The 22,881-nt window shown below is 43.5% G+C and carries 22 protein-coding genes; 16 read left to right on the top strand and 6 right to left on the bottom strand.

Annotated features, from left to right (window positions below; translation table 11 throughout):
• The first annotated feature begins 819 nt into the window (after positions 1–819).
• From L5M49_RS07630 to L5M49_RS07655, 6 genes are read left to right on the top strand one after another with little or no spacing between them, the layout of a single operon-like run.
• The gene (locus L5M49_RS07630; RefSeq protein WP_113938838.1) at positions 820–1,602 is read left to right on the top strand and encodes a DUF3450 domain-containing protein; all 783 of its coding nucleotides are present in this window, start codon (positions 820–822) and stop codon (positions 1,600–1,602) included.
• Positions 1,602–2,957, top strand: coding sequence for a MotA/TolQ/ExbB proton channel family protein (locus tag L5M49_RS07635; protein ID WP_173496514.1), 1,356 nt, complete (start codon positions 1,602–1,604; stop codon positions 2,955–2,957). The genes L5M49_RS07630 and L5M49_RS07635 overlap by 1 nt, the downstream gene beginning before the upstream one ends.
• Positions 2,957–3,484, top strand: a complete 528-nt coding sequence (locus L5M49_RS07640; RefSeq protein ID WP_113938836.1) for a MotA/TolQ/ExbB proton channel family protein — start codon at positions 2,957–2,959, stop codon at positions 3,482–3,484. The genes L5M49_RS07635 and L5M49_RS07640 overlap by 1 nt, the downstream gene beginning before the upstream one ends.
• A 13-nt stretch (positions 3,485–3,497) precedes the next feature.
• On the top strand, positions 3,498–3,902 hold the full coding sequence (locus L5M49_RS07645; protein ID WP_037428129.1) for an ExbD/TolR family protein: 405 nt from the start codon (positions 3,498–3,500) through the stop codon (positions 3,900–3,902).
• A gap of 1 nt (position 3,903) precedes the next feature.
• The gene (locus L5M49_RS07650) at positions 3,904–4,527 is read left to right on the top strand and encodes an energy transducer TonB (RefSeq protein WP_131524316.1); all 624 of its coding nucleotides are present in this window, start codon (positions 3,904–3,906) and stop codon (positions 4,525–4,527) included.
• Complete coding sequence (locus L5M49_RS07655; RefSeq protein ID WP_131524317.1) at positions 4,527–5,774, top strand: tetratricopeptide repeat protein; 1,248 nt, start codon at positions 4,527–4,529, stop codon at positions 5,772–5,774. The genes L5M49_RS07650 and L5M49_RS07655 overlap by 1 nt, the downstream gene beginning before the upstream one ends.
• Before the next feature lie 71 nt (positions 5,775–5,845).
• Here the strand turns inward: L5M49_RS07655 and L5M49_RS07660 are convergent, their stop codons facing one another.
• Positions 5,846–6,355 (bottom strand): diguanylate cyclase domain-containing protein, encoded by a 510-nt coding sequence (locus L5M49_RS07660; RefSeq protein WP_028760435.1) that lies wholly within the window; start codon positions 6,353–6,355, stop codon positions 5,846–5,848.
• 79 nt (positions 6,356–6,434) lie between these two features.
• Between L5M49_RS07660 and L5M49_RS07665 the strand changes: the two genes are divergently transcribed.
• The 5 genes from L5M49_RS07665 to L5M49_RS07685 all read left to right on the top strand — a co-directional run bounded on the left by L5M49_RS07665 (position 6,435) and on the right by L5M49_RS07685 (position 10,058).
• On the top strand, positions 6,435–8,264 hold the full coding sequence (locus L5M49_RS07665; RefSeq protein ID WP_263265773.1) for a DUF885 domain-containing protein: 1,830 nt from the start codon (positions 6,435–6,437) through the stop codon (positions 8,262–8,264).
• Between the two features lie 171 nt (positions 8,265–8,435).
• Complete coding sequence (locus tag L5M49_RS07670; RefSeq protein WP_028760433.1) at positions 8,436–8,714, top strand: peptidylprolyl isomerase; 279 nt, start codon at positions 8,436–8,438, stop codon at positions 8,712–8,714.
• A gap of 83 nt (positions 8,715–8,797) precedes the next feature.
• Complete coding sequence (locus L5M49_RS07675) at positions 8,798–9,334, top strand: GNAT family N-acetyltransferase (RefSeq protein ID WP_028760432.1); 537 nt, start codon at positions 8,798–8,800, stop codon at positions 9,332–9,334.
• A 75-nt stretch (positions 9,335–9,409) separates the two neighbouring features.
• Positions 9,410–9,640, top strand: coding sequence for an RNA-binding S4 domain-containing protein (locus tag L5M49_RS07680; protein ID WP_028760431.1), 231 nt, complete (start codon positions 9,410–9,412; stop codon positions 9,638–9,640).
• A gap of 22 nt (positions 9,641–9,662) precedes the next feature.
• Positions 9,663–10,058, top strand: a complete 396-nt coding sequence (locus tag L5M49_RS07685; RefSeq protein WP_105252914.1) for a ribonuclease E inhibitor RraB — start codon at positions 9,663–9,665, stop codon at positions 10,056–10,058.
• Between the two features lie 153 nt (positions 10,059–10,211).
• Here L5M49_RS07685 and L5M49_RS07690 read toward each other — a convergent pair whose 3' ends face one another.
• Positions 10,212–11,099: a LysR family transcriptional regulator gene (locus L5M49_RS07690; protein ID WP_168823676.1), complete on the bottom strand. Its 888-nt coding sequence runs from the start codon at positions 11,097–11,099 to the stop codon at positions 10,212–10,214.
• A gap of 156 nt (positions 11,100–11,255) precedes the next feature.
• Between L5M49_RS07690 and L5M49_RS07695 the strand changes: the two genes are divergently transcribed.
• The 4 genes from L5M49_RS07695 to L5M49_RS07710 all read left to right on the top strand — a co-directional run bounded on the left by L5M49_RS07695 (position 11,256) and on the right by L5M49_RS07710 (position 18,177).
• Complete coding sequence (locus tag L5M49_RS07695) at positions 11,256–12,029, top strand: TSUP family transporter (RefSeq protein ID WP_173245583.1); 774 nt, start codon at positions 11,256–11,258, stop codon at positions 12,027–12,029.
• 383 nt (positions 12,030–12,412) lie between these two features.
• Entirely contained in the window at positions 12,413–13,558 is a 1,146-nt protein-coding gene (locus L5M49_RS07700) for an exonuclease SbcCD subunit D (RefSeq protein ID WP_263265774.1), read from the top strand.
• Positions 13,555–16,611: an AAA family ATPase gene (locus L5M49_RS07705; RefSeq protein ID WP_263265775.1), complete on the top strand. Its 3,057-nt coding sequence runs from the start codon at positions 13,555–13,557 to the stop codon at positions 16,609–16,611. The genes L5M49_RS07700 and L5M49_RS07705 overlap by 4 nt, the downstream gene beginning before the upstream one ends.
• A 264-nt stretch (positions 16,612–16,875) precedes the next feature.
• Positions 16,876–18,177 (top strand): peptidoglycan DD-metalloendopeptidase family protein, encoded by a 1,302-nt coding sequence (locus tag L5M49_RS07710; protein WP_028760425.1) that lies wholly within the window; start codon positions 16,876–16,878, stop codon positions 18,175–18,177.
• Between the two features lie 371 nt (positions 18,178–18,548).
• Here L5M49_RS07710 and L5M49_RS07715 read toward each other — a convergent pair whose 3' ends face one another.
• From L5M49_RS07715 to L5M49_RS07730, 4 genes are all read right to left on the bottom strand, one after another.
• Positions 18,549–19,004 (bottom strand): hypothetical protein, encoded by a 456-nt coding sequence (locus tag L5M49_RS07715; protein ID WP_173497885.1) that lies wholly within the window; start codon positions 19,002–19,004, stop codon positions 18,549–18,551.
• A gap of 90 nt (positions 19,005–19,094) precedes the next feature.
• Entirely contained in the window at positions 19,095–19,619 is a 525-nt protein-coding gene (locus L5M49_RS07720) for a M48 family metallopeptidase (protein ID WP_105252910.1), read from the bottom strand.
• A gap of 48 nt (positions 19,620–19,667) precedes the next feature.
• Positions 19,668–20,105 (bottom strand): DUF3010 family protein, encoded by a 438-nt coding sequence (locus L5M49_RS07725; protein ID WP_028760422.1) that lies wholly within the window; start codon positions 20,103–20,105, stop codon positions 19,668–19,670.
• A 203-nt stretch (positions 20,106–20,308) separates the two neighbouring features.
• On the bottom strand, positions 20,309–21,664 hold the full coding sequence (locus L5M49_RS07730) for a DEAD/DEAH box helicase (RefSeq protein WP_173496518.1): 1,356 nt from the start codon (positions 21,662–21,664) through the stop codon (positions 20,309–20,311).
• 250 nt (positions 21,665–21,914) lie between these two features.
• Here L5M49_RS07730 and rssA point away from each other — a divergent pair, with 250 nt between their 5' ends.
• Positions 21,915–22,862, top strand: a complete 948-nt coding sequence (gene rssA / locus L5M49_RS07735) for a patatin-like phospholipase RssA (RefSeq protein WP_105252908.1) — start codon at positions 21,915–21,917, stop codon at positions 22,860–22,862.
• The last annotated feature ends 19 nt before the right edge of the window (positions 22,863–22,881 follow it).

Consider the following 22,881-nt stretch of genomic DNA (forward strand, 5'->3'; position numbering starts at 1 on the left):
TCGAAAGAGCAACAGATCCTAGACATTTCTCCAAGAAAAGCGGGGTAATTGAGTAAATTTAGGAAAGCTGCTTTGTAAAAAGGAGTCAGTTAGCCAGTGTAGACATTTTTGAAAACACTATGGTGGGTATTAGGAAGAAGATAATGGTGGTCATCACTTCATTCATTGTGAAGCAGTCAGCGCGTCTCTTCAGTTAATAAAGTTTTCTTCTGTCTCATGATGAAAACAACGGAAACATCATAGATATCACAAAACACTCCTACTAACTTGTTGTGTCAAGGCTTTCTGTGTGATGGGGTTATTTGAGGTCGAAAGATTTTATCACACGGTGCCGCTAGTTCTGATGTTCTTACACCGAGTTCAAGTTAAGTAAATCTTATCGGGGAATATGAGTAAAGAACATCTACTCGAGTTGCTTCAATGTTAAAAAATGTTAATTTTAACAAACGGAGCACACAAAGTTGAGAGTGAACTATCTTTATGATTTTATGGGTTTTAAATTGATTTTATATTTTGTAACACAAATAATAATAACCCTAAAGATTCATTTCCGCCTAAAAAAACACCTTTCGTAAAAAATTTCATTATTAACGCTTCTTTACACTAGTTTTTAGTCGTCTGAAATGTTGACACAGGTCAACATTTTGTGAAATGATGCCAGCGGGTCTATGCCTGTAAGGGCGTAGGAAAGGGAAGAAAAAACTAAGAATCACAAGAGAAAGACGAACTTACAGAAATTTTTTCGGCAAGTATTTATTCCTTGTCGTTATGTTGCTGGTAAGTTAAACCTTTTTATTCACTTCAAATTGGTTGGGAACTATGTCCAAGGTAAGCAATAGAACAAAAATCGCTACTGCACTTGTTGGCGTGCTGGCATTAGCGAGCAGCAACTTAGTAGTTGCAGATCCTCTTACCGACGTGCAGAAAGCGGATAGTATGATCCATGCTGATGCTGCTGCGTCGCAAAAGAACGTTGATAAGTATTTCGATCAAGCACAAGACATGCTTTTTGAGTATGGTTCTGTCGCAGATGAGCGCGAATCACTGAAATCATATAACGATTACGTTGCAAGCTTAGTCGCTGATCAACAAAAGACAATGGATTCAGTGCAGGGTGACATCAATGGTGTTGATAAACTTCGCCAAGGTGTTGTGCCATTAATGTTTAAAATGGTTGAGTCATTAGAACAGTTTGTTCAATTAGATTTACCTTTTAATTCTGAAATACGCACTAATCGTGTTAATGAACTGAAAAAACTTCTTAATACTGCCGAAGTCACACTAGCAGAAAAATACCGTCTAATTCTTGATGCTTATAGTATTGAGCGTGAATACGGTAGTGCTGTTGCCGTTAACCAAGGTAAGTTAAACCTAGATGGTAAAGAAGTGTTGGTTGACTTCTTTAACTTAGGTCGTGTTGCTCTTTATGCACAGAGTTTAGATCAAAAGACTGGCTGGATGTACAACCCAGAATCTAAGGGTTGGGATAAGTTAGATGACAGCTATTTGCGTGAACTGACCAAAGGTATCCGCATTGCCCGTAAACAAGGCGCTCTAGATCTATTCGCGTTACCAATTCCTGCTGCGGAGACTGCACAATAATGAAGAAGTTAATTACTACAGCTGTGTTGGCTGCAAGTTTCTCTTTAACTGCTGGTATGGCGAGCGCTGCTGATGCGCCTAAGTCAATTGACCAATTATTGCAACAAGTTAAAGTTGAACGCGCTGCAGAAGGTAAAGTCAACAGTAAGCGTGAGCAAGAATTCCAAGCAGAACGTGGCGACAAAGCTGCATTATTAAAGCGTGAAAAAGATGCTTTAGCTGCTGAAAAGCAACGTGGTAAAGATTTAAACCAAGCGTTCTTAGATAACGAGCGTAAAATTGCTCAGTTAGAAGAGGATCTAAAAACGGCTCAAGGTGACTTGGGTGAAATGTTTGGTGTAGTTAAAGGTGAAGCCGGTGATTTCGCTGGTAAACTGGCAAGCTCAAACATCAGTGCTCAATTCCCAAATCGCGATAAATTCATCGCTGATTTAGGTGCCCGTAAGCAATTGCCAAAAATTGAAGAGTTAGAACAATTTTGGCAAGAGCAGCTATTTGAAATGGCGCAATCTGGCAAAGTGGTTAAGTTTGAAGGTTCTGTTACCGAAATTGATGGTAACGTGAAAACGACGACTATTCATCGTATTGGTGCTTATAACTTAACGGCTGACGGTAAATACGTTGTATATAACCCTGAATTAGGTTTAATTCAGCAGTTATCTCAACAACCTGAAGGCTATCAAGTTAGCGCTGTTGCAAAATGGGAAGAAACGGCTTCTGGTACAGCACCTTTCTATATCGACCCTGCACGTGGCGTACTGTTAAACATCTTTACGAACAAAGCTAGCATGGAAGATCGTATCGAGTCAGGCGGTACCATTGGTTATATTATTCTGATATTACTTGCTATTGGTTTATTAATTGCGGTTGAGCGTTTCATTGTGCTGGCAGCTATCGGTGCAAAAGTTAAACGCCAAGCTAAGAATGTTGATAACCCAGGTAACAATGCCCTTGGTCGTATCTTGAAGGTTTACCATGAAAACAAAGATGTTGATGTTGAAACATTAGAGTTGAAGCTGGATGAAGCTATTCTGAAAGAAACGCCTGCATTAGAAGCTCGAATTTCAATTTTGAAAGTCATTGCAGCTATCGGCCCAATGTTAGGTCTGCTAGGTACAGTAACTGGTATGATTGCGACCTTCCAAAGTATCCAACTGTTCGGTACTGGCGATCCTAAACTGATGGCGGGTGGTATCTCTATGGCTCTGGTTACTACAGTACAAGGTCTGGTTGCGGCTCTGCCACTGATGTTACTACATGCAATACTCGTTGCGCGTAGCAAATCAATCACCCAAATTTTGGAAGAGCAAAGTGCGGGCATTATCGCAGCACATGCTGAGAAGAGGGCTAACTAATGATGCTATACCTGATGGACATATGGGATTCCGTCAGGGGCTTCATGGCCGCTGGAGGAAACGTCCTTTGGTTGGTTGCGTTTGTATTGTTCTTCATGTGGGTATTGATGCTTGAGCGTTATTGGTATCTTAATTGGATATCACCAAAGCAACATAAAGCTATCATATCTGCGTGGGATGCTAGAGAGGAAACAACCTCTTGGTACGCACACCGTATCCGTGAAGCTTGGCTGTCCCAAGCGAAGCAAGATTTGAATGCACGTATGCTGATGATTAAAACCTTAGTAGCTATTTGTCCTATGATAGGTTTGTTAGGTACCGTAACCGGTATGATTTCAGTGTTTGATGTGATGGCAGTTCAGGGGACGAGTAATGCTCGTTTAATGGCGGCTGGTATTTCAATGGCGACTATGCCCACGATGGCGGGGATGGTTGCAGCATTATCGGGAGTATTCTTTAGTACTCGTCTGGATGTAAAAATGAAAATCAGTTTAGAAAAGCTAAAAGACAGCATGCCGCACCACTAGAGAGAGATTGAACATGGCACGTAAAAAGCATTCCAGTGTAGACGAGGAAGCGCAAATTGATATGACACCGATGCTCGACATCGTGTTTATCATGTTGATCTTCTTCATTGTAACAACGTCATTTGTGAAACCTTCTGGTTTGGATTATAACAAACCAAAAGCTTCGCAAGCGACTTCAAAACCTTCGGCTAACATCTTTATCGGCGTCAGTAAAACAGGCGTGATCATGATGGAAAACCGTCAGGTTGATATCGAACGTGTAACGGCAAACGTTGAGCGCATGCTGGCTGAAGCTCCTGAAGCTGCGGTATTGATTCAGGCTGATAAAGACGCAATGCACGGCTTAGTTGTTAAAGTTCTAGACCAAGTCAAAGCGGCTGGTATAGATAAAATTTCGGTATCTGCGGGGAACGATTAATATGCTAAGAGCACTAGTATCGATCATTATTGGTGCTGCTGTGACTTTTGGTCTGTTCGCTTTTATGGCGTTCTTGGTCGGTGGCGGCGCACAGCGCGGCGAAACATCGGCCGAGACCCCTGTAATTGAAATCACTATGGATAGACAGGATTCAAAAGCACAGAATAAGCCAAGGGTAGTGCCTAAGCCGCCGCCACCGCCAGAACAGCCACAGAAGCCTGAGGCAACGCCGCCAGAATCTTCGAGCAATATTGACACAGCAATGTCGTTCAATATGGGTGGTGTAGAAGCTGGTGGTCCAAGTACCGGTTTTAAATTAGGCAATATGATGACTCGCGATGGTGATGCTACACCTATCGTTCGTATCGAACCTCAGTATCCAATTGCTGCGGCGCGTGATGGTAAAGAAGGTTGGGTACAACTTCGTTTTACCATTAACGAACTCGGTGGTATCGACGACGTTGAAGTTATTCAAGCAGAACCAAAACGCTTATTTGATAAAGAAGCTATTCGTGCACTGAAGAAGTGGAAGTACAAGCCAAAGATTGTTGATGGCAAGCCATTGAAACAACCTGGTATGACAGTACAACTAGACTTCACCTTAGATAAAGGAGGCAACCAATAATGCGTAATGTTAATAAAATCGCAGTTCTATTATTGCTTTCTGTTTGTGGAGGTTCATTAACTCTTTCATCTGCAGTCGCAGAAGAAAAGTGTGCTATCGACAAACGTCAATCTAAAGCCGTGGGCGAAGGTGCGGCGAAGAAAGTTCAGAAGTCATTTGAAGCTTATACCAATGGTCAGGTCGATGAAGCTATTGCTATTTTGCTAGAGGCAAATGCCAAGAACGACTTCGATAAAGCCTATGTTGCACGTATGTTGGGTAACTTTTATGCCGAGAAAGGCAAAATGGATACCGCGATCAAGTACCTAAAACAAGCTGTTGAAGCTGATATTTTAGGTGGTACAGATCATGCTGCAACTATGCGTCTTTATGCTGATTTGCTATTACAAGAGAAAAAGTTTAAGGAAGCGATTCCTTATTATTACAAGTGGATGGAATTTACTTGTAAATCCGATTCTCAAATGTATCGCCGTATTGGTATTGCGCATTCAGAACTTAAGCAGTGGGATAAAGTGATTGAAGTGGCCGACAAAGGTCTTTCATTAGCTGAAGCTCCTGATAAAGGTCTGTATCAAATGAAACTGACAGCTTACTTCAATCAGAAGAAGTATAAGAAAGCTGTTGGCGTGTTAGAAGTCATGGTGCCTTTATTCCCGGATGATGGCAGATTGTGGGTTCAATTAGCACAGTTTTATTTGATGGTTGAAGACTATGACAAGTCTCTTGCAACTTACGATTTGGCTTATAGAAATGGTTTCTTAGATAGCGCGGGCAACATTACGCGTTTAGCGCAGTTAATGGCACAAAAAGGTGCTCCTTATCAAGCCGCTAAAATTTATCAGAAACATATGAAATCAGGCATGATCGCTGAGGACGCTAAGTCTTTAGAGATTTTGGCGGGTTTCTATCAAAATGCGAAAGAGTTTAAGCAAGCTGCTGAGTATTACGGTAAAGCTGCAGCCATCACCAATGATGGCAAGACTTACTTGAAACAAGGTCGCTTATTAAACTTGAATGAACAATATACAGCAGCGATCCCTGTGCTTGAAAAAGCCATATCAATGGGTATTGATCATCCTGGTGAAGCAAACTTCGAATTAGCTTTGGCTCATTTAAGTTTGAAACAGTATAAGTCGGCTTATAACCGTGCAGTGTTAGCTGCTAATGATAAGAAGACACAGAAGAGTGCAAATAGCTATATCTCTTATATTAAAGAGAAAGCACGTATGCATAATGTCACGCTGTAATTACTTCGCAGTTTAGTGTTTGAATCGAAAAGCCCCGCAAGGGGCTTTTTCTTTGGTATCAATAAACCTATTTACTGTAAGCGGATTAAAGCTTGGGATTGATCATGATTTTTTTCAAGCTGTTGTGAAAGTTGGCTGACATTACTGAAGAGTGACTCTATTTTACTTTCCTGTGTAGGTAGGCAAATACAGGCAGCCAGTTTATAGTCGATTGTCAGTTTATGATGTTTACCAAAATCTTGGTTAAAGTCAGATATTTGCTGTTCTATTCGCTTTAACACTACTTCCGTTCCCACCTCATCTATATTGAACAAACCCAACGCAAAGTGATTGTGATCTAGTCTAGCAATCATATCTGTTGCTCTTAATAGCGCTTCTTGCACTTGTTTGGTAAAGAATTCGAGTAAATGGGGTTGTTTGACGGTTTCATGAATGTGAGGGCACAGATACAATAGTGCCAAGCTTTGGTGGTCTCTCATGTGACGATGCCATTCTCGGTTGAATACTTCCATGAAATAGGTTTGGTTATAGACTCCAGTTTCTGGATCCCTGAAACCTGAGTTGCGGAACGAGTAGATCATAGATTAACTCCGATAGCAGACCTTGAACTAAGTATAGAAACAGTTCTGCAATAGCGGGCCAAAAAGGAGAAATATTAAAATGAAATTGGGTTTATTGGCAGGTTCGATAGCGTTAATCCTCACCCTTCAAGGTTGTTCTAAGCCTGAAGCCACTGCAGTTCAAGAAAATAGCTCGGCTAATACGACAGCTGTGCAGGGCGAAACTCAAACGGCAGAGCAGCGTTACTTAGCGCTTGTGGATGCTTATTTTAAAGATTACCTAAAGCTTGAGCCCATCTACGCTACTTTTGTCGGCGTTAATGACTATAACGCCGATTTCGGCGGAGATTTAACTGAGGATTACCTTAAGGCTCGTCATGATCTTAACACTCACTATTTAGCTCAGGTGCGTGCGATAGATCCAAAGCAACTGCCTGCGGATCTACAGTTGAGTTATGACCTGTTCGTCTATGACCGTGATATGGCGTTAGTGGACGAAACTTTCCCTTCACGCTTTATGCCGATAAGCCAGTTCTATAGCACTGTCATTACTATGGTGCAGCTGGGAAGTGGCGAAAGTGCACAACCTTTTAAGACTGTCCAAGATTATCGTAATTGGGAACAGAGAGTCGATGGTTTCATCAAGTGGGTCGCACTTGCTGAAAATCGTATGAATCAAGGTATTGAAAGTAAAGTGGTACTACCTCGAGTGTTGGTAGAGCGCATTATTCCTCAGTTAGATGCTATGTTAACGACGGATGCGACTCAGAGCATTTTCTACTCGCCAATCCAGCATTTCCCCGAAAGTTTTTCAGAGCAAGATAAAGCGGAATTGACCACCCGTTATCAAGCCATGATAGCCGAGCGTATGGTGCCTGCGTTAACGAACTTACGCGATTATTTTAAGCAAACCTATTTACCTAAATCGCGGGCGACTGATGGTTGGTCAGGTTTGCCTAACGGTAAAGCTTGGTATCAGCATCTGGCGAACTCACATACGACCACCACTATGTCTGTAGATGAAATTCATCAAATTGGTTTAGGTGAAGTGGCTCGAATTTTATCTGAGATGGATAAGGTGCGTGAGCAGGTTGGTTTTAAGGGTGATTTGAAGGCGTTTTTTGCATCTTTATCTTCAGAGTCGCAGTATTTCTATAGCGATCGCCAAGGCTTGATTGATGGCTATATGGTATTAAAAGATAAAATCAATCATGTATTGCCTAACTACTTTAATGTGATGCCAAAGGCTGATTACGTGGTTAAGCCGGTTGAAAGTTTTAGAGAACAATCAGCAGCGGGTGCCTCTTATGAAGCGCCTGCGGTGGATGGCAGCCGTCCAGGGGTGTTTTATATCAACACTTATAACCTCAAAGCACAGCCTAAGTGGGGGATGACGACCTTATCTTTGCACGAAGCCGCTCCTGGGCATCACTTCCAAATCGCGATCAAACAAGAGCTGACTGGTGTGCCTGAGTTCCAGCGTTTTAGCGGTTATACCGCTTTCGAGGAAGGTTGGGCACTTTATGCTGAATACTTAGGTATTGAGATGGGGCTATTTACCGATCCTTACCAGTATTTTGGTAAGCTTTCCGATGAAATGCTGCGTGCGATGCGCTTAGTGGTTGATACTGGCCTTCATTCTAAAGGTTGGAGTCGTGAACAGGCGATTCAGTACATGAAAGACAACTCGCCTATGGCTGAGAGTGACATAGTCGCTGAAGTGGAGCGCTATATGGCGATCCCTGGTCAAGCTTTGTCTTACAAGGTCGGTCAGTTGAAGATTTTGGCACTGCGTGCCCGCGCAGAAAAAGCCTTGGGTGATAAATTTGATCTTAAAGCGTTCCACGATCAAATCCTCACCTCAGGTTCATTACCCATGGCGGTCATGGAAAACAAGATCGATCGTTGGATTGCGTCGAAACAAGCTTAGCCGTGTAAGATGCCGTTAATTGACTTTGTTGTCAGTGACGGCATTTTAAGACTTTTTTATTCAACAGAAAGTTTTTATACTGTTGATTCAAAACCTGTTAAAACGAATGTTTTAGTGGGAACTCAATGATATTTGGGGCAAATGTCTCATGATCCTTACAGGAGTTTTACTATGGTCCAGGCAACAGCAAGACATTTGTTAGTCAGCAGTGAAGAGCAGTGTCAAGCGCTGAAACAGCAAATAATGGAAGGCGCAGATTTTGCTCAAATTGCTCGCGCGCACTCTTCTTGCCCATCAGGTGCCCAAGGCGGCGAATTGGGGTCATTTGGTCCTGGCATGATGGTCAGAGAGTTTGATGAAGTGGTTTTTAGTGCACCATTAAATGAAGTACAAGGCCCCGTGAAAACGCAATTTGGCTTTCATTTACTTGAAGTGACCAGTCGCGCGTAAGTTTTACCGCTTATCTAATACAGCTTGTTTGATACGGCAGCGTTTGCTGCCGTTTTGTTTTATATGCTCATCACGGAGTCACTATGCTGGAACTCTACACTGATAGATTGAAGCTCAGGAGCTTACAAGATAGTGATTGGGAACATTTTTATGCACTGCATAACGATCCTGAGATTAATCGTTTTGTACGCGTTCCAGAGTCGCAAGAGGTGATCCGCAGTAAGTTTCAGCAGCGTTCCGATACTTGGTTCTACGGTTCTGGCGATTGGCTGACCTTAGTGATTGAGACAGTTGATACTGGGCAGTTTATTGGTTTAACGGGCCTTTATTGTCAAAGTTTCGAGGAACAGCGTGCCGAAGTGGGTTATTTACTGGCGGCAGAGGGCCACGGTAAAGGTTATGCGACTGAGAGCTTAATGGCGGTCATTGATTGGGCCTGTTTAAGTTTTAATGTACATAAATTTGTTGGGCATTGTGCTAAAGATAATCACGCATCGGCACGAGTACTCGAAAAGTGTGGTTTTCGGCTTGAAGGTTTGCTCAGGCAGCAATTCAAAATAGGTGAAAACTGGCTCGATGAATCAGCCTTTGGCCTACTCGCCGATGAAAGACGTCTCTAGCCAAATTATCTTCAGCGAATTTTGTACTGTGCTGGTATAATGCCCGCAGGTTTATTTTTAGAAGGCGTGTATTAAGTGGCGCAAATTAATCAATTGGCTTTGCATTCTGGCGAAGATTTCATTGAATTGTACAAAGTATTAAAAGTGCAAGGCATGAGCAATGCGGGTGGTGAAGCCAAACATTTTATCGACGAAGGTCAAGTCACTGTGAATGGTGAAGTTGAAACTCGTAAACGTAAAAAAATTATCGCGGGCGACATCGTCAGCTTTAATGGTGAATCAGTTCAAATCATTGCGGCAGAATAAGCCTGAAACAGTGGAGCAAGAAATGCAATTTCCAGATGATGACAATGGTAAAATGCTGGCCGCAATGGCTGAAGCGGGAATCGATTTAACTAAAGAGTTAGATGTTGATTTCTTTTTGGTTTTTGATGACCAACGCGATGCTGAAACTGCGTTAGAAGAATTAACAAATTCTGACTTGGAAGGCGAGCTTGAGCTGAATCTGAATGATGAGCTTGGTAAGTGGGAAATCATTGTTTGTCTCAATATGGTGCCTGAGTACGATACATTGGTTGAACAAGAAGTCATGCTAAATGATTTTGCTGCCGAATTCGGCGGCATGACCGACGGTTGGGGCGTAATGCAACATCAAGACGGTGACGATGAGTTTATGGACGATGATGACCATGACCATGTTCACGGTGAGCATTGCAATCACTAATTTTGATGCGCTTTAAGCCTTGAATCTAATAAACCACCTTTTGGGTGGTTTTTTATTGATGTTTTTCTGCGCTCCGTTAGTGATCTCAATAGCCTCGTTTGGCACTTATAGCGTTATTGTGCCTCGCTTAAACTGAGATACGTTTAATGCAGATTAATGACGATAGGGCGCAAAAATCTCTAATAACCAGTCGATAAAAGCTTGAGCTTTTAACGGCAGGCTTGGGGATTTTGGGGTGAGTAAATAATATCGATAGGGACTGGTAAAGGGGGCGTCGAAGGGGATGACTAAGCTGCCATTTGCCAGTTGTTCTTCGATGAAGAATCGCGGAATAAGTGCTGCGCCCATGCCACTCGCAGCCGCTTGACTCAGCATATAAAAATGCTCGACACCAAAGGTTTGTGCTTGGGTGAGTGTTAAACCCACCTTTTCCGCCCAATACTCCCAAAGTTCGGGTCTGGTGGTGTGTTTCAGTAACGTGACGTGATTAATGTCCTCGATATTTTGCAGTTTAGGCGCTAACGAAGGCGCGCAAACTAAGCATAAATCCTCATCCATCAGCTTGATATAATTCGCGCCCTTAGGGATGACTGTGCTACTACGGATCGCAATATCATAACGACCTTGGCTAAAATCCACGGCAAAGTCGCCAATGGATAAGTCGACATACAAGTGTGGATGGCGGGATTTAAACTGCTCCATTCTTGGAATGAGCCAATTGATGGTTAAGCTTGGCAGCACATTGATGGCTAAGGTTTGCGGCTTAGTGGGCTGACGGCGCAAGTCACTTGTAGCACTAGATAATGTTTGCAGAGCGGCTTGAACATGGGGTAAATAGCGTTTGGCTTCATCGGTTAAACCAACTTTTTTGTGTAAACGTACAAAGAGCGCAAAACCTAAATAATCCTCCAATACTCTGATTTGTTTGCTGACTGCGCCATGGGTGACATGCAACTCCTTGCTAGCTAATGTCATGCTCTGTAAACGTGCTGCGGCTTCGAAGGCACGGAGAGAATTGAGGGGCGGTAGTTCGGCAAACATTTTATTTCCTACTGCTAGAAAATCAGAACAGGACTCGGGATTTTGTGTGAGTTTATCTCACGCTGTGGCGACAATAACTCCTTTGCGTTTATTTGGCAAACGCAGTCTAATGTTCGGCAATCACTCTCTTTTTTATCAGAAGAATAATAAATCATCATGGAATTTGAACTGACTCTACAAATCGCAGCGATACTTTTTGCCGTCGCTATGGTGGCTGGTTTTATTGACTCAATCGCCGGTGGCGGAGGCTTGCTGACCATTCCTGCACTTATGTGGGCAGGCTTGCCGCCTGCGGTTGCCTTAGGGACAAATAAGCTGCAGGCCTGTGGCGGCAGTTTTTTTGCGAGTTTGTACTTTGTCCGTAAAGGGCTGGTTGATCTTAAATCCGTTAAGTTAGCCTTGATTTGTGCATTTATCGGTGCGGCATTGGGTACGATTCTAGTTCAACTCGTCGATACTAAAGTGCTGGAGTTGATGTTACCTTTTTTGATTTTGGCTATTGGTTGTTACTTTTTATTTTCGAAAAAGATTTCAGAAGATGATAAACATCAAGTGCTGACTCCTACCGCATTTGCCTTTACTGCGGCATTGGGCGTGGGATTGTACGATGGCTTTTTTGGCCCTGGTACTGGGAGCTTTTTTGCGCTGGCCTTTGTATCGCTAGCGGGGTTTGGTTTGGCGAAAGCAACTGCCCACGCAAAACTACTTAATTTCTCCACTAACATTGCTTCGCTGATCTTCTTTGCCTTGGGCGGAAAAGTGATTTGGTTATTAGGATTAGTCATGCTGGCAGGGCAAGCGATTGGTGCAACCTTGGGTTCTCGTCTCGTGGTCACTAAAGGTACAAAGATTATTAAGCCGTTGGTGGTGACTATGTCCCTTGCTATGAGTTTTAAACTTTTGGCGAGCCAATATAATTTATTTTCGTAAACTCTTTGATATTAAGTATTTTATAAAACTCACTCATCAATAGACGCTCTTTAAGCTGCGCATGAGTGTATCTTAGTGGCGTCCATCTTGGCTCAAAAGTTAAGCCGAGGTGGATATCACCCAAAAGATCCGCCAAATGACGACTTAAAACGTCTCATCCTACTTTGAGTTAGGTGTACTCTTTCAAGTTTTTTGAATAGTATTACCTGTCATTTTTAATACACTTTTTAAGCTTCTTATTGTTTTGGCGTGTATTTTAAATATTGTGTACATATTTAATCCGATTGATATAAGTGCAGTGTCTATCTTGCCAGACTTATTTTGTATCGACGGGCGGCATGTGCGCTCGGGTTTAGCGCCACCACTTCTTTAAAAGAGCGATTATGAAATTTATCCACACCTCGGACTGGCACATAGGTCGTCAATTACACAATCAATCACTACTGGATGATCAAGCATTTGTGCTCGAGCAAATTATTGCTCTAGCGGATGAACACAAGGTGGATGCCGTGATTGTGGCGGGGGATATTTATGACAGATCGATTCCGCCTGCGAATGCGGTTGCGCTGTTAGATGATGTGCTTAACCGCTTAGTACATAATTTAGGCCTGCAAGTCATTATGATTGCAGGTAATCACGATGGTCACGAGCGCTTAGGTTTTGCAGCAAAACAAATGGCGGCAAGTGGGTTACATATTATTGGGCCTTTGAGTGCTGACATTCATCCCATTACTTTATCGAGTTCAAGTGGTGATGTGGTGTTTTATCCCTTGCCCTATGTCGAACCTGCCACAGTGCGCCAAGTTTTTGAGTGTGAGGCGGCAAGCCATGAGGCCGCAATGACGCTATTGCTTGAACAAGTACGCCAGCACGATAGCCAAGGTTTGCCGAAAGTGGTGATAAGCCATTGTTTTTTGGATGGTGGTAGCGAGTCAGAATCTGAGCGACCACTGAGCATTGGTGGCGCCGATAAAATATCGCCAACGCTATTTACTGAGTTTGATTATGTCGCCCTTGGGCATTTGCACGGACCGCAATACAAAGGTGCAGAGCATGTGCGCTACTCAGGATCGATTTTGAAGTATTCCTTTAGCGAACAACATCAACATAAGTCGGTGACCTTAGTCGAACTTAGCGCGCAAACGCCGATTAAAATTAGTTTATTGCCATTAACGTCAATACGCGATGTCCGCATCTTAGAAGGGGAGTTAGCCACATTACTCGCCCAAGGTAAAACGGATATCAAGCGTGAGGACTACCTTATGGTCAGACTTCTTGATAAACATGCCATTTTAGATGCTATGGGAAAATTGAGAGCCGTTTACCCTAATGTGCTGCATTTAGAGCGGACTGGTCTGATGGCGGGGCAGCAACAAGTCACCTTGAGCCGAGATCATATCAAAAAAGGCGAGATGGACATGTTCCGTGACTTTTTCTCTCAAGTGTCCGGCGAGTCATTAACACAAGCACAGCAAGCCGTGATGGATGAACTCCTGACTAAGCTACACAATGAGGAGCGCCAAGCATGAGACCACTTAGCCTTTCCATGTCAGCTTTTGGCCCCTTTGCATCGACGCAACAACTTGATTTTACGGCCTTAGGGACTAATCCGTTATTTTTGATCAATGGACCCACTGGTGCTGGTAAGACGACCTTGCTCGATGGTATTTGCTTTGCCCTCTATGGCAAAACCACGGGTAATGAGCGTGAAGGCAGCCAGATGCGCTGCGATATGGCCGATGATAGTTTGCTAACAGAAGTCACTTTTAGTTTTCAGTTGGGTAATTGCAGTTATCGTATTCGCCGTGTGCCAGAGCAAGACAGGGTTAAAAAAAGCGGTGACGGCTCAACGGTGCAGAAGCCCGAAGCTCAGTTATATAAGATAGACGCCGAGGGTAATGAAAGTTTGCTTGTAGCGAGCAAAGTCTCTGAGGCAACCGCTGAGATTGAAGCCTTAACTGGCCTCGATGTGGAGCAGTTTCGCCAAGTGATGGTGTTGCCGCAGGGAAAATTTCGCGAATTGTTAATGGCAGACTCTAAAGCCAGAGAACTGATATTTAGTCAGCTATTTCAAACTCATATATACCGACGTATTGAAGATTCCTTAAAAAGTAAGGCTGCAGATATCCGCGCCTTAGTGAAAGATCAACGCAGTCGCCGTGATGGCATTTTACAAAGTGCGGGTTTAGCATCCGATGACGAGCTTAACTGTGAATTAGCCAAGCTCACGCCAGAACTTGAAACTGCCCAAAGTGCGAAAGAACAAGCATTACAGCAGCAACAATGGGTGATAAAAACCAGCGATGCCGCCCAGCATTTATTGGCCGAATTTGTGCAGTTTGATGCCTTAACTCAAACGGTTGCTGCGCTTGATGCACAGCAAGAAAACATGGCTGCGCAAACCTATAAACTGAATTTGGCTAAACAGGCGCAGCACATGGCACCTATGCTTGAGGTGTTTGTGGCTCGTGAGCAGGAAGCCAAGGCAGCAAGTCTCGCACTTGATCATGCGAAAACAGCATTAATCCATGCTAAACAAGCCTTCGATAACGCAGAGCTTAAGGCTGCTGATTTGCCCGTGTTGGAAGCGTCGTTACTCGAACTGGAACAGGTCAAACAGCAACTGAATGCCTTAGGGCCGCAGCTTAGGGAATTGGATAGGCTTAATAAAACCCTCGAACAAGAGCAAGCGCAGCTAATTAGCGCGAAAACACAACTTCAGAACAGCAAAAATGAGTTAACCACCGTAGTCCAAAAACGCCGTGAATTGGAATCCGTTCTGCCGCAACTACAGGCCAACAGCGAAACTCGCCTCTCATTGCAACAAGCGCACCAGCAGCAACAGCAATTATTGTCTACCTATCAGCAATGGCAACAAGTGGCGGCAAGGGTATCGTCGACACAGGCAAAACTTGTTGAGGCTAAAGTCAAAGGGCAACAACTCAGTGCTCAGCATCAGCAAGCACAGGTTGCATATAAAGCCTTATTGTTGACTTGGCACCAAGGACAGGCCGCTATTTTAGCGCGGCAATTACAGCAAGATGAACCTTGCCCCGTTTGTGGCAGCCAAACACATCCACAGCCAGCACAAAGCCAAGAGCCGCTCCCAAGTGATGAAGCGCTGCAATTAGCACTAGAGGCTGAAACGAATGCCCAAGAAATCCTGAGCAAAGCCAGAGCGGAATATCGTGGGCTACAAACGCAGTTAGAAACCTTGCAACAGCAAGCACAAGATCTCGCGGTCCAATTGGGCACTGCGGTTGATATTTCTTTAGACGAACATACACATACCTTGTCGCAATACGCTTTCTCACTCACTCAAGCGGAGCAAGCCCATCAGCAGTTACAGCTGTTACAGCAAGAGATTGCATTGTTGCACGCACAGGAAACGCATCTACAACAAAAGTTAGAGCAAGGACAAACACACGACAGTGCACTGCAATCTAAAGTGGATATATTGCAGGGGCAGTTAGCGCACATGCAGCAAAGTGTTCCATCTGCGCTTGCAACGCTTGAGGCCTTAACTGCAGCAATCGCGCAAAATCAGCAAAGTATCAGCCAAATTAAGCAACAGATTGCTAGTGTTAGGGATCTCCAACAACAGACTGGCCAATCTTTTGTTGCGGCTAAAGCGGCACTTAATGGTGCTGAAAATGCTGCTGAGGCAGCATTAGCCCAGCAAACGCGTGCACAGCAGCAACTCAATCAGCAATTAGTCGCAGTAGGTTTTGCCGATCAACAGGCCTTATTTGAGGCCATGCTCGATGAAGAACAACAGCGCGCATTAGCCAGCGAGATTGAGGCTTACCAGCAGCGCAGTGCTTTGACCAAGGCACAGTGCGAGCAGTTAGCGCTTAAGCTTAAAGATAAAGTGCCACCTGATAGCATTAAGCTGGCTGCTGAGCTTGAGTTCGCGCAGCAAGCATTACACGCAGCAGAGCAGGCATGGCAGTTGCTTCACACGCGCACAGTATTACTGATGCAAACCCAAACCCAGCTGAGTATTGCCGATGCAAAAGCTAAGGTTTTGGAAGATGAATATGCGGTTATCGGCACCCTTGCAGATGTCGCTAATGGAAATACAGGTAATAAGATCAGTCTGCAACGTTTTGTGTTAAGCGTACTGCTTGACGATGTGTTGTTAGAGGCAAGCCACAGGCTACACCTAATGAGCAAAGGGCGTTATCGTTTACTACGTAAGGAAGATAGGGCCAAGGGCAACAAAGCTTCTGGGCTCGAATTAGAAGTAGAAGATGCTTATACCTCCAAAGTGCGTCCTGTGGCCACCTTAAGCGGTGGTGAAAGTTTTATGGCAGCATTATCTATGGCGTTAGGCCTATCTGATGTAGTGCAAGCCTATGCAGGTGGTATTAAACTCGATACTTTATTTATCGATGAAGGCTTTGGCAGTTTAGATCAAGATTCTTTAGAACTGGCCATTCGGACCCTGATGGATTTGCAATCCTCTGGCCGCATGATAGGGGTGATCTCGCACGTGTCGGAAATGAAAGAGCAGATAAATACCCGCATCGACATCAATAAAACCTCACATGGGAGCGAAATGACGATAGTTTTGCCTTAGTTGTTCATTCTCACAGAGTGCGATAAATAACAAATTGTTTTATAAGTGTTATTTATTGTATCTCCTGTGTGTTTAACATTCGGATAATACACACAAAGTGAGTTGGAAATGCCAACTAGCGCATGTTTTTCATTAATGGTACAACAAAAGAGTGAAATAGCGTTTGTCATAATCGGTTTTTTGATATAAGTTGGAAAAAATTCGGGCTTCCCTCAAAGGGACTGGTCAAAAATAGAACGCAAAGTTAACGAAAGGTGAAAAGCGTTGCAAACAGGCAAACCCAACTTTATCAACTTATCGCAAACCCGTTTGCAGAACTTATCATCGACCCAAAAGAACATTCTATTAATGGGTAGTTTGTTGATGGGTGCTGCGATGTTGATGCCGAATAATAACCATGTTACGCCAACTGCTCAGCGTATCCCTGTTGTTCTCGATATTGAAAATATTCTCCCTCAAGTTTCTGAACCTGAAGTCCTAGATCAAGCTGCACTCATTAATAATGCTCCCCAGTTTGAGCGAATTATCGTTTCCGGTGATACCTTAAGTGGGTTATTTTCCAAGGCGGGTGTTGATCAGCAAACTATGTATAAGGTTTTAGAAGCTGATTTAAACATTTTGGCACTTGATACCCTGTTACCTGGCAACAGAATGCAATTTTGGCTTGATAGTGAAGGCCAGTTACAAAAATTAGAACTTTATTTTAACGCTGCCCGCCAAGTGGTTTTTACACGTTATGAAGACGGTAGTTTTAATGTTGAAGAAGTGAACGTTGAAGGTGTTTGGCAAAATCGAATTTTGACTGGTGATATTAAAGGTTCTTTCTACGTTTCAGCACAAAAAATGGGCTTAGCCGCTGCAGATATTCAGCGAATTGAAGATTTACTCAAAGAAAAATTGAATTTTGCCCGTGATTTACGAGCTGGCGACAAATTCTCAGTTTTGGTAAATGATCAATATGTTGAAGGTGAACCGACGGGAAGTAGCCAAATTTTAGGTGTCAGTATTAAAAGTGGCCGTTCTGAAATTAGTGCATATCAATATTCTGATGGTAGTTATTATGATGCTAAAGGTCAGAGTTTAGTTCGGGCATTCCAACGTTATCCGTTAGCTAAACAACCGCGTATGAGTTCACGTTTTAACAGCCATCGCAAACACCCAATCACAGGGCGTATTTCTCCCCATAATGGAACAGACTTTTCTGTGCCGATCGGGACTAAAGTTGTTGCACCTGGTGATGGAATTGTCAGTTTAGTGACGGACCATCAGTTTGCTGGTAAGTATATTGTGATTGAACATGGTGGTAAGTACCGTACCCGTTACCTACATTTGTCTAAGGCGTTAGTGCGTAAAGGTCAACGTGTAACTCGCGGTCAAGTGATTGCTTTATCTGGTAATACAGGTCGTTCGACTGGCCCGCATTTGCATTATGAATTCCATATCAATGGTAAACCTGTTGATCCGTTGAAAGCCGATATTCCTATGTCGAGCAAGTTAGCGAATCAAGATTTACGCACATTCACTAATATGGTGAAGAGTCGTGAAGCTATAATGAACTTAGGTTAGCCAAACCTAAGCTAATAGAATTTATAGTATCAAAGTTTGAATAAACAATAGCACTGACTTTCTAGAAGAGTTTATCAATGCCGATGAAATGAAAATTTCATCGGCATTTTTGTTTCCACAATACTTATTATGGTAGACATTTTCCTGCTATCACGAGTACTGTTCGAGTTGTATAAAAGCTTAAAATTTGTTCGACTCGAAGTCGTGGCGATAAAACATAAGGGGATAAAATAGGTAGGATCTTCAGTTAGAAGTGTTATAGCGAGTCATTCAAAAGGTTGTGAAGAGGAAAATTGTGCGGCTGAAGAGCTTATAACGTTTTTTATTAAGGACTGAACAGAGAACCCAAATGCAGTGCTAAATCGTGCCTATCAGCTTGCGTGGCGCCTTTGCATTACTTTTAATGCGCACTTGCACAATTTACCTTTTAATGCGGGACAGCCACCACAGGGTGATTTTTTAAAGGGACGTAATGCAAAGCTGTGTTCCGTGGGTAAAGGAGAAAGTCGAGTAATAATAGTCGATGAAAATGTCGCATCATTTGCGGCAATAAAATTAGCTTTCGCGAGTTTTAATTGTTTTTTGAGTGTTGACTTATTGCTATGGGCAAATTCTTGCTGAGCAATATGCTTAGAGAGTAATTGGGTGAGGTGCTTTCGTTGAGCCTTTTTATTCGTCAAAGATTTATCAGTCAGGGTGTTCAGACGAGATAAGGATGGAATCACTTTTCCTGAACTTGAAACAGATTTCGCCTGTGTTTTGAGTAACTTTTTAGCTTGTTTTTTACACCATTTGCTCAAAAGTTTATCGATATTCTGTTTCGTCATTGTCATTACTGAGTTCTCCTGCGTGAGATACTTCAGCATTCTAAATGAAAACTATTATCAGTCAAGTTTTGGGCGAAAAATATACGAAGGTTAGGTATCGACTTTATCTGTAGAATAAGGGGATATGTTAGCGTCGATGCAAGTCAATAATAAGCGCAAATCAAATTCAAACTGGTGATAATCCGGCTCCATGTGGGTACACAAATTATAGAAAGCTTTGTTGTGATCTTTTTCTTTTAAATGGGCTAATTCATGTACTACGACCATACGCAACAAAGGTTCTGGCACACGCTTTAAACGCGAAGAAATGCGAATTTCGTTCTTCGCTTTGATTTTATTGCCTTGAACTCGTGCTACGTAAGAATGCAAGCCAAGTGCATGATGGCTAATATTAATTTTGTCATCAAATATCACTTTTGAGAGCGGGGAGGACTGGCGTAAAAATTGATTTTTAATCGTCTGAGTATAGTCGTACAGCGCTTTATCGCTACGAACGCTATGTATGACAGGATGACGTTTCAGCAATAGCTTGGGTAATGTGCCAGCATCGAGATGTTGCTGTACCTGCTGTTGAATATCAAGGCTGTAACCGTTTAAGTACTTTAATGGATTCATAGAGGATTTAGCTCCGAATGACTTCGGAGCCTGAGTTCATCACATTACTTATACTTTGCCAAAAATTCGGCGATTTTGATGGGCATAAGCGGCTTCGAAAGCTAACTGCTGTACTTTTTTAAGATCTAAACTATCGAAATCAACTTGGGGTGGATTGCGCTTGTTTTGCTCTTTGATAGTGACAGGAGACAATAGACTGACAGGTAATTCCCCTAATTGAATGGCTGCTTCAAGTTTAAAGCTTGTCGCTGAACCCGCGAGTTTACCTTTTTGCTCACGTTCTATGATGACAACTTCATCAACGCGATAATCTTGCATAAGCTTATGAAAAGCGAAGTGAAACTCACGAATAGCTTCTGTGGTAGCAGATTGGGAAACGGTGAAAGACACCTTACGGCATTCTGGCACATTGAAGGTTTCACCTTCATAGCTCAATAAACTGATAATGGCTTCGCCACCTTTTAATTCAACACCACAAACTCTCATGTTACACCTTCAAAATATCGATAATAGCGCTATTGTAGCTGGAAATGACATGAGGATCAGTGTTTACCATGCGCTTTTGATTCGCTTGGCGACAGACTGATAATTTTAGTATGTCAATTTCCAGTATTAGATCATGCCTATGTGATTTGTATCAGAGATAATATCTGATGTTAAATCCACCGGCCTTTATGCATAAATTAGTTTTAAACTTCTTCAGTATCATTATCTTGCAGTAATTGTGCCGCAGCAGGTTTTCTACGCATAGGAGCATCGCCGACATCCACGCCCGTGATGAAACGCTTATCCCGCGACGGTGCTGGTGTGGTTGCTTTGGTTCTTTTGCTCTTACCTTTAGCAAGCTCCGCTTTAGCAACACGTTTTACTGGCGTTTGTTTAGCTTTGCTTTTTAGACCACTAAATTTAGCTTCTAGGCCTGGAATTGTGCTGATCTCAAAGGTTTTTCTGAGGAAGACTTGGACTTTCTTAAAGTTGTCCCAATCTTTTGGCCCGACGAGCGATATCGCATCACCTTTTGCGCCTGCACGACCAGTACGGCCGATACGATGCACGTATTCTTCGGCAAATTTAGGCATGTCGAAGTTAACGACCAAGGACACATTGAGCAAATCCAGGCCGCGAGAGGCGACATCGGTTGTCACTAGTACTTGTTGTTGGCCACGGGCAAATTGGTCCATGATTTGGTTTCGTGCGGCCTGCTTTAAATCACCGCTGAGTGCGGCGGTTGCAAAACCTTGCGTGGTTAATTTAGCGGCTAAGCGCTCAGTATCTGGACGCGTCGCGGTAAAAATAATCACTTGTTTATGGGTTTCATCTTTGAGCAAACGGGCTAATAACGCTTCTTTATGGTCTAAGTGGTCACATAAAAAGATACGTTGATGAATATCGTTATGCTCAGAGTGAGCCGCGCCAATCGCCACGTGCGCTGGATTTTTTAGTAATGTTGCTGCGATATCATTGATTTCGTCGTGATCTAACGTGGCAGAAAACATCAGAGTTTGACGGCGTTTATGATCGGCTGCATCGTTGATGGCTTTTAACTGCGGGGCAAAGCCTAAATCTAACATGCGGTCGGCTTCATCGAGGACTAATAACTCTAAGCCATTGAGAAAAAGATGCTTCTGTTCTAAATGATCGGCGATACGGCCTGGAGTCGCGACAATAAAATGCGGTTCTTTCGCTAAGGCTTTGGCTTGGTCATTAAAGTTTTCACCGCCCAGTACGCTGATGGCCTTGTATTGGGTGTTGGCGACAAGGAGGCGAAGCTGACTATAAACCTGATGTGCTAGTTCGCGAGTCGGTAATAAAATCAAGACTCTAGGATCACGTTTCGACAGTGAGCGGGTAGAAATGACTCTTTGCAATGCGGGTAACAAAAACGCTAAGGTTTTACCTGAGCCCGTTTTTGATGACGCCATTAAATCTTTACCTGCCAATGCGATAGGCAGTGCTTGTTCCTGGATGGCGGTGGGTTCTGTGATCCCCATATGTTTTATGCTTTGAAGCAGACGCTGGTCCAGAGAAAAATCGGTAAATTGCAAAGGTATATCCCCTAAATCTTAGTAAGGGCAGATTATAGCCTTAATCGCCCTTGCTCAGCTATCCACATCGGTGATTATCTCTGCTTCATGCACGGATTGATGTAGAAAGTGTGCCATTTATGCTCTGTTGATTGTATTTATTTACATTGGTATTACAACCTCTTAATTGTGTCGTTTTTACCGATTGACAGTGGATATGGCAGGATTTTACGTTATCGTGTACTGCATTGAGTTACAGGAGAAATGATTTATGGCTAACGGAACAACCCCTTCGGTAGGTATTGCCTTGGGCAGTGGGGCGGCGAAAGGTTGGGCACATATAGGAGTATTGAATGGTTTAGCTGCCATGGGTATTAAGCCCGATAAAGTGGCTGGATGTTCGGTGGGGGCTTTAGTGGGTGCCGCTTACGCCCATGATCATTTACCCGAGTTAGAAAAATGGGTGCGCGGTTTTTCTAGTTGGGACGTGCTTGGCTTGATGGATATTCGATGGCGTAAGGGCGGGCTTATCGGCGGAGACAAGGTGTTCGATGTGCTGCATGCACGTATAGGAGATGTGAATATTGAGAATCTCAATCGTCCCTTTGCAGCCGTCGCGACTGACTTATACTCTGGTCAGGAAATTTGGTTTACTGAAGGGGATTTACGGCAAGCGGTACGGGCCTCTTGCTCCATGCCGGGGATTTTAGCCCCTGTCAGACAAGGAGAACGCTGGTTAGTCGATGGCGCTGTGGTGAATCCTGTTCCTGTTTCGGTTAGCCGTGCCATGGGCGTTGATGTAGTGATTGCAGTGGATTTATATGGTTATCATTCTGGGCGTATCCAAGTGTTACCCGTGAATATGACCAGCCAAAGGACTGTCCAAGCTGAAATGGATATGCCAGCGCGACAAGAAACGGGCTTTATGGATTTATTTGCCCGTGGCCGAGATTATGTCAGTAACCTAACCGATAAGTTTTCGCTCGGCACTAAATCGAATCCGGGGATGATTGCTGTGATGTCGCAATCTATGGGTATTTTAGAGCAAAGACATAAGCGGGCGCGGTTGATGGGCGATCCACCAGATATTTGTATTGTGCCAGAGGTGGGAAATATCGGCACTATGGAGTTTCACCGTGCTGATGAGGCGATTGCCGCCGGCGAAGCTGCGGTGGAGAAAGTCGCCCACTTGATTGAAGCTGCGCTCTGGAAAGGCTGATGATGCAAAATGTAGAGTC

Source organism: Shewanella sp. SM74, from assembly GCF_025653725.1.
Lineage (GTDB): Bacteria > Pseudomonadota > Gammaproteobacteria > Enterobacterales > Shewanellaceae > Shewanella > Shewanella oncorhynchi.

What these genes read in the sequence shown, in the direction of transcription:
- L5M49_RS07715 (WP_173497885.1), bottom strand. Translation starts at nt 19,004, where the DNA reads ATGACGAAACAGAATATCGATAAACTTTTGAGCAAATGGTGTAAAAAA.
- L5M49_RS07670 (WP_028760433.1), top strand. Translation starts at nt 8,436, where the DNA reads ATGGTCCAGGCAACAGCAAGACATTTGTTAGTCAGCAGTGAAGAGCAG.
- L5M49_RS07690 (WP_168823676.1), bottom strand. Translation starts at nt 11,099, where the DNA reads ATGTTTGCCGAACTACCGCCCCTCAATTCTCTCCGTGCCTTCGAAGCC.
- rssA (WP_105252908.1), top strand. Translation starts at nt 21,915, where the DNA reads ATGGCTAACGGAACAACCCCTTCGGTAGGTATTGCCTTGGGCAGTGGG.
- L5M49_RS07695 (WP_173245583.1), top strand. Translation starts at nt 11,256, where the DNA reads ATGGAATTTGAACTGACTCTACAAATCGCAGCGATACTTTTTGCCGTC.
- L5M49_RS07640 (WP_113938836.1), top strand. Translation starts at nt 2,957, where the DNA reads ATGATGCTATACCTGATGGACATATGGGATTCCGTCAGGGGCTTCATG.
- L5M49_RS07635 (WP_173496514.1), top strand. Translation starts at nt 1,602, where the DNA reads ATGAAGAAGTTAATTACTACAGCTGTGTTGGCTGCAAGTTTCTCTTTA.
- L5M49_RS07705 (WP_263265775.1), top strand. Translation starts at nt 13,555, where the DNA reads ATGAGACCACTTAGCCTTTCCATGTCAGCTTTTGGCCCCTTTGCATCG.
- L5M49_RS07665 (WP_263265773.1), top strand. Translation starts at nt 6,435, where the DNA reads ATGAAATTGGGTTTATTGGCAGGTTCGATAGCGTTAATCCTCACCCTT.
- L5M49_RS07725 (WP_028760422.1), bottom strand. Translation starts at nt 20,105, where the DNA reads ATGAGAGTTTGTGGTGTTGAATTAAAAGGTGGCGAAGCCATTATCAGT.
- L5M49_RS07675 (WP_028760432.1), top strand. Translation starts at nt 8,798, where the DNA reads ATGCTGGAACTCTACACTGATAGATTGAAGCTCAGGAGCTTACAAGAT.
- L5M49_RS07645 (WP_037428129.1), top strand. Translation starts at nt 3,498, where the DNA reads ATGGCACGTAAAAAGCATTCCAGTGTAGACGAGGAAGCGCAAATTGAT.
- L5M49_RS07720 (WP_105252910.1), bottom strand. Translation starts at nt 19,619, where the DNA reads ATGAATCCATTAAAGTACTTAAACGGTTACAGCCTTGATATTCAACAG.
- L5M49_RS07685 (WP_105252914.1), top strand. Translation starts at nt 9,663, where the DNA reads ATGCAATTTCCAGATGATGACAATGGTAAAATGCTGGCCGCAATGGCT.
- L5M49_RS07655 (WP_131524317.1), top strand. Translation starts at nt 4,527, where the DNA reads ATGCGTAATGTTAATAAAATCGCAGTTCTATTATTGCTTTCTGTTTGT.
- L5M49_RS07700 (WP_263265774.1), top strand. Translation starts at nt 12,413, where the DNA reads ATGAAATTTATCCACACCTCGGACTGGCACATAGGTCGTCAATTACAC.
- L5M49_RS07660 (WP_028760435.1), bottom strand. Translation starts at nt 6,355, where the DNA reads ATGATCTACTCGTTCCGCAACTCAGGTTTCAGGGATCCAGAAACTGGA.
- L5M49_RS07650 (WP_131524316.1), top strand. Translation starts at nt 3,904, where the DNA reads ATGCTAAGAGCACTAGTATCGATCATTATTGGTGCTGCTGTGACTTTT.
- L5M49_RS07630 (WP_113938838.1), top strand. Translation starts at nt 820, where the DNA reads ATGTCCAAGGTAAGCAATAGAACAAAAATCGCTACTGCACTTGTTGGC.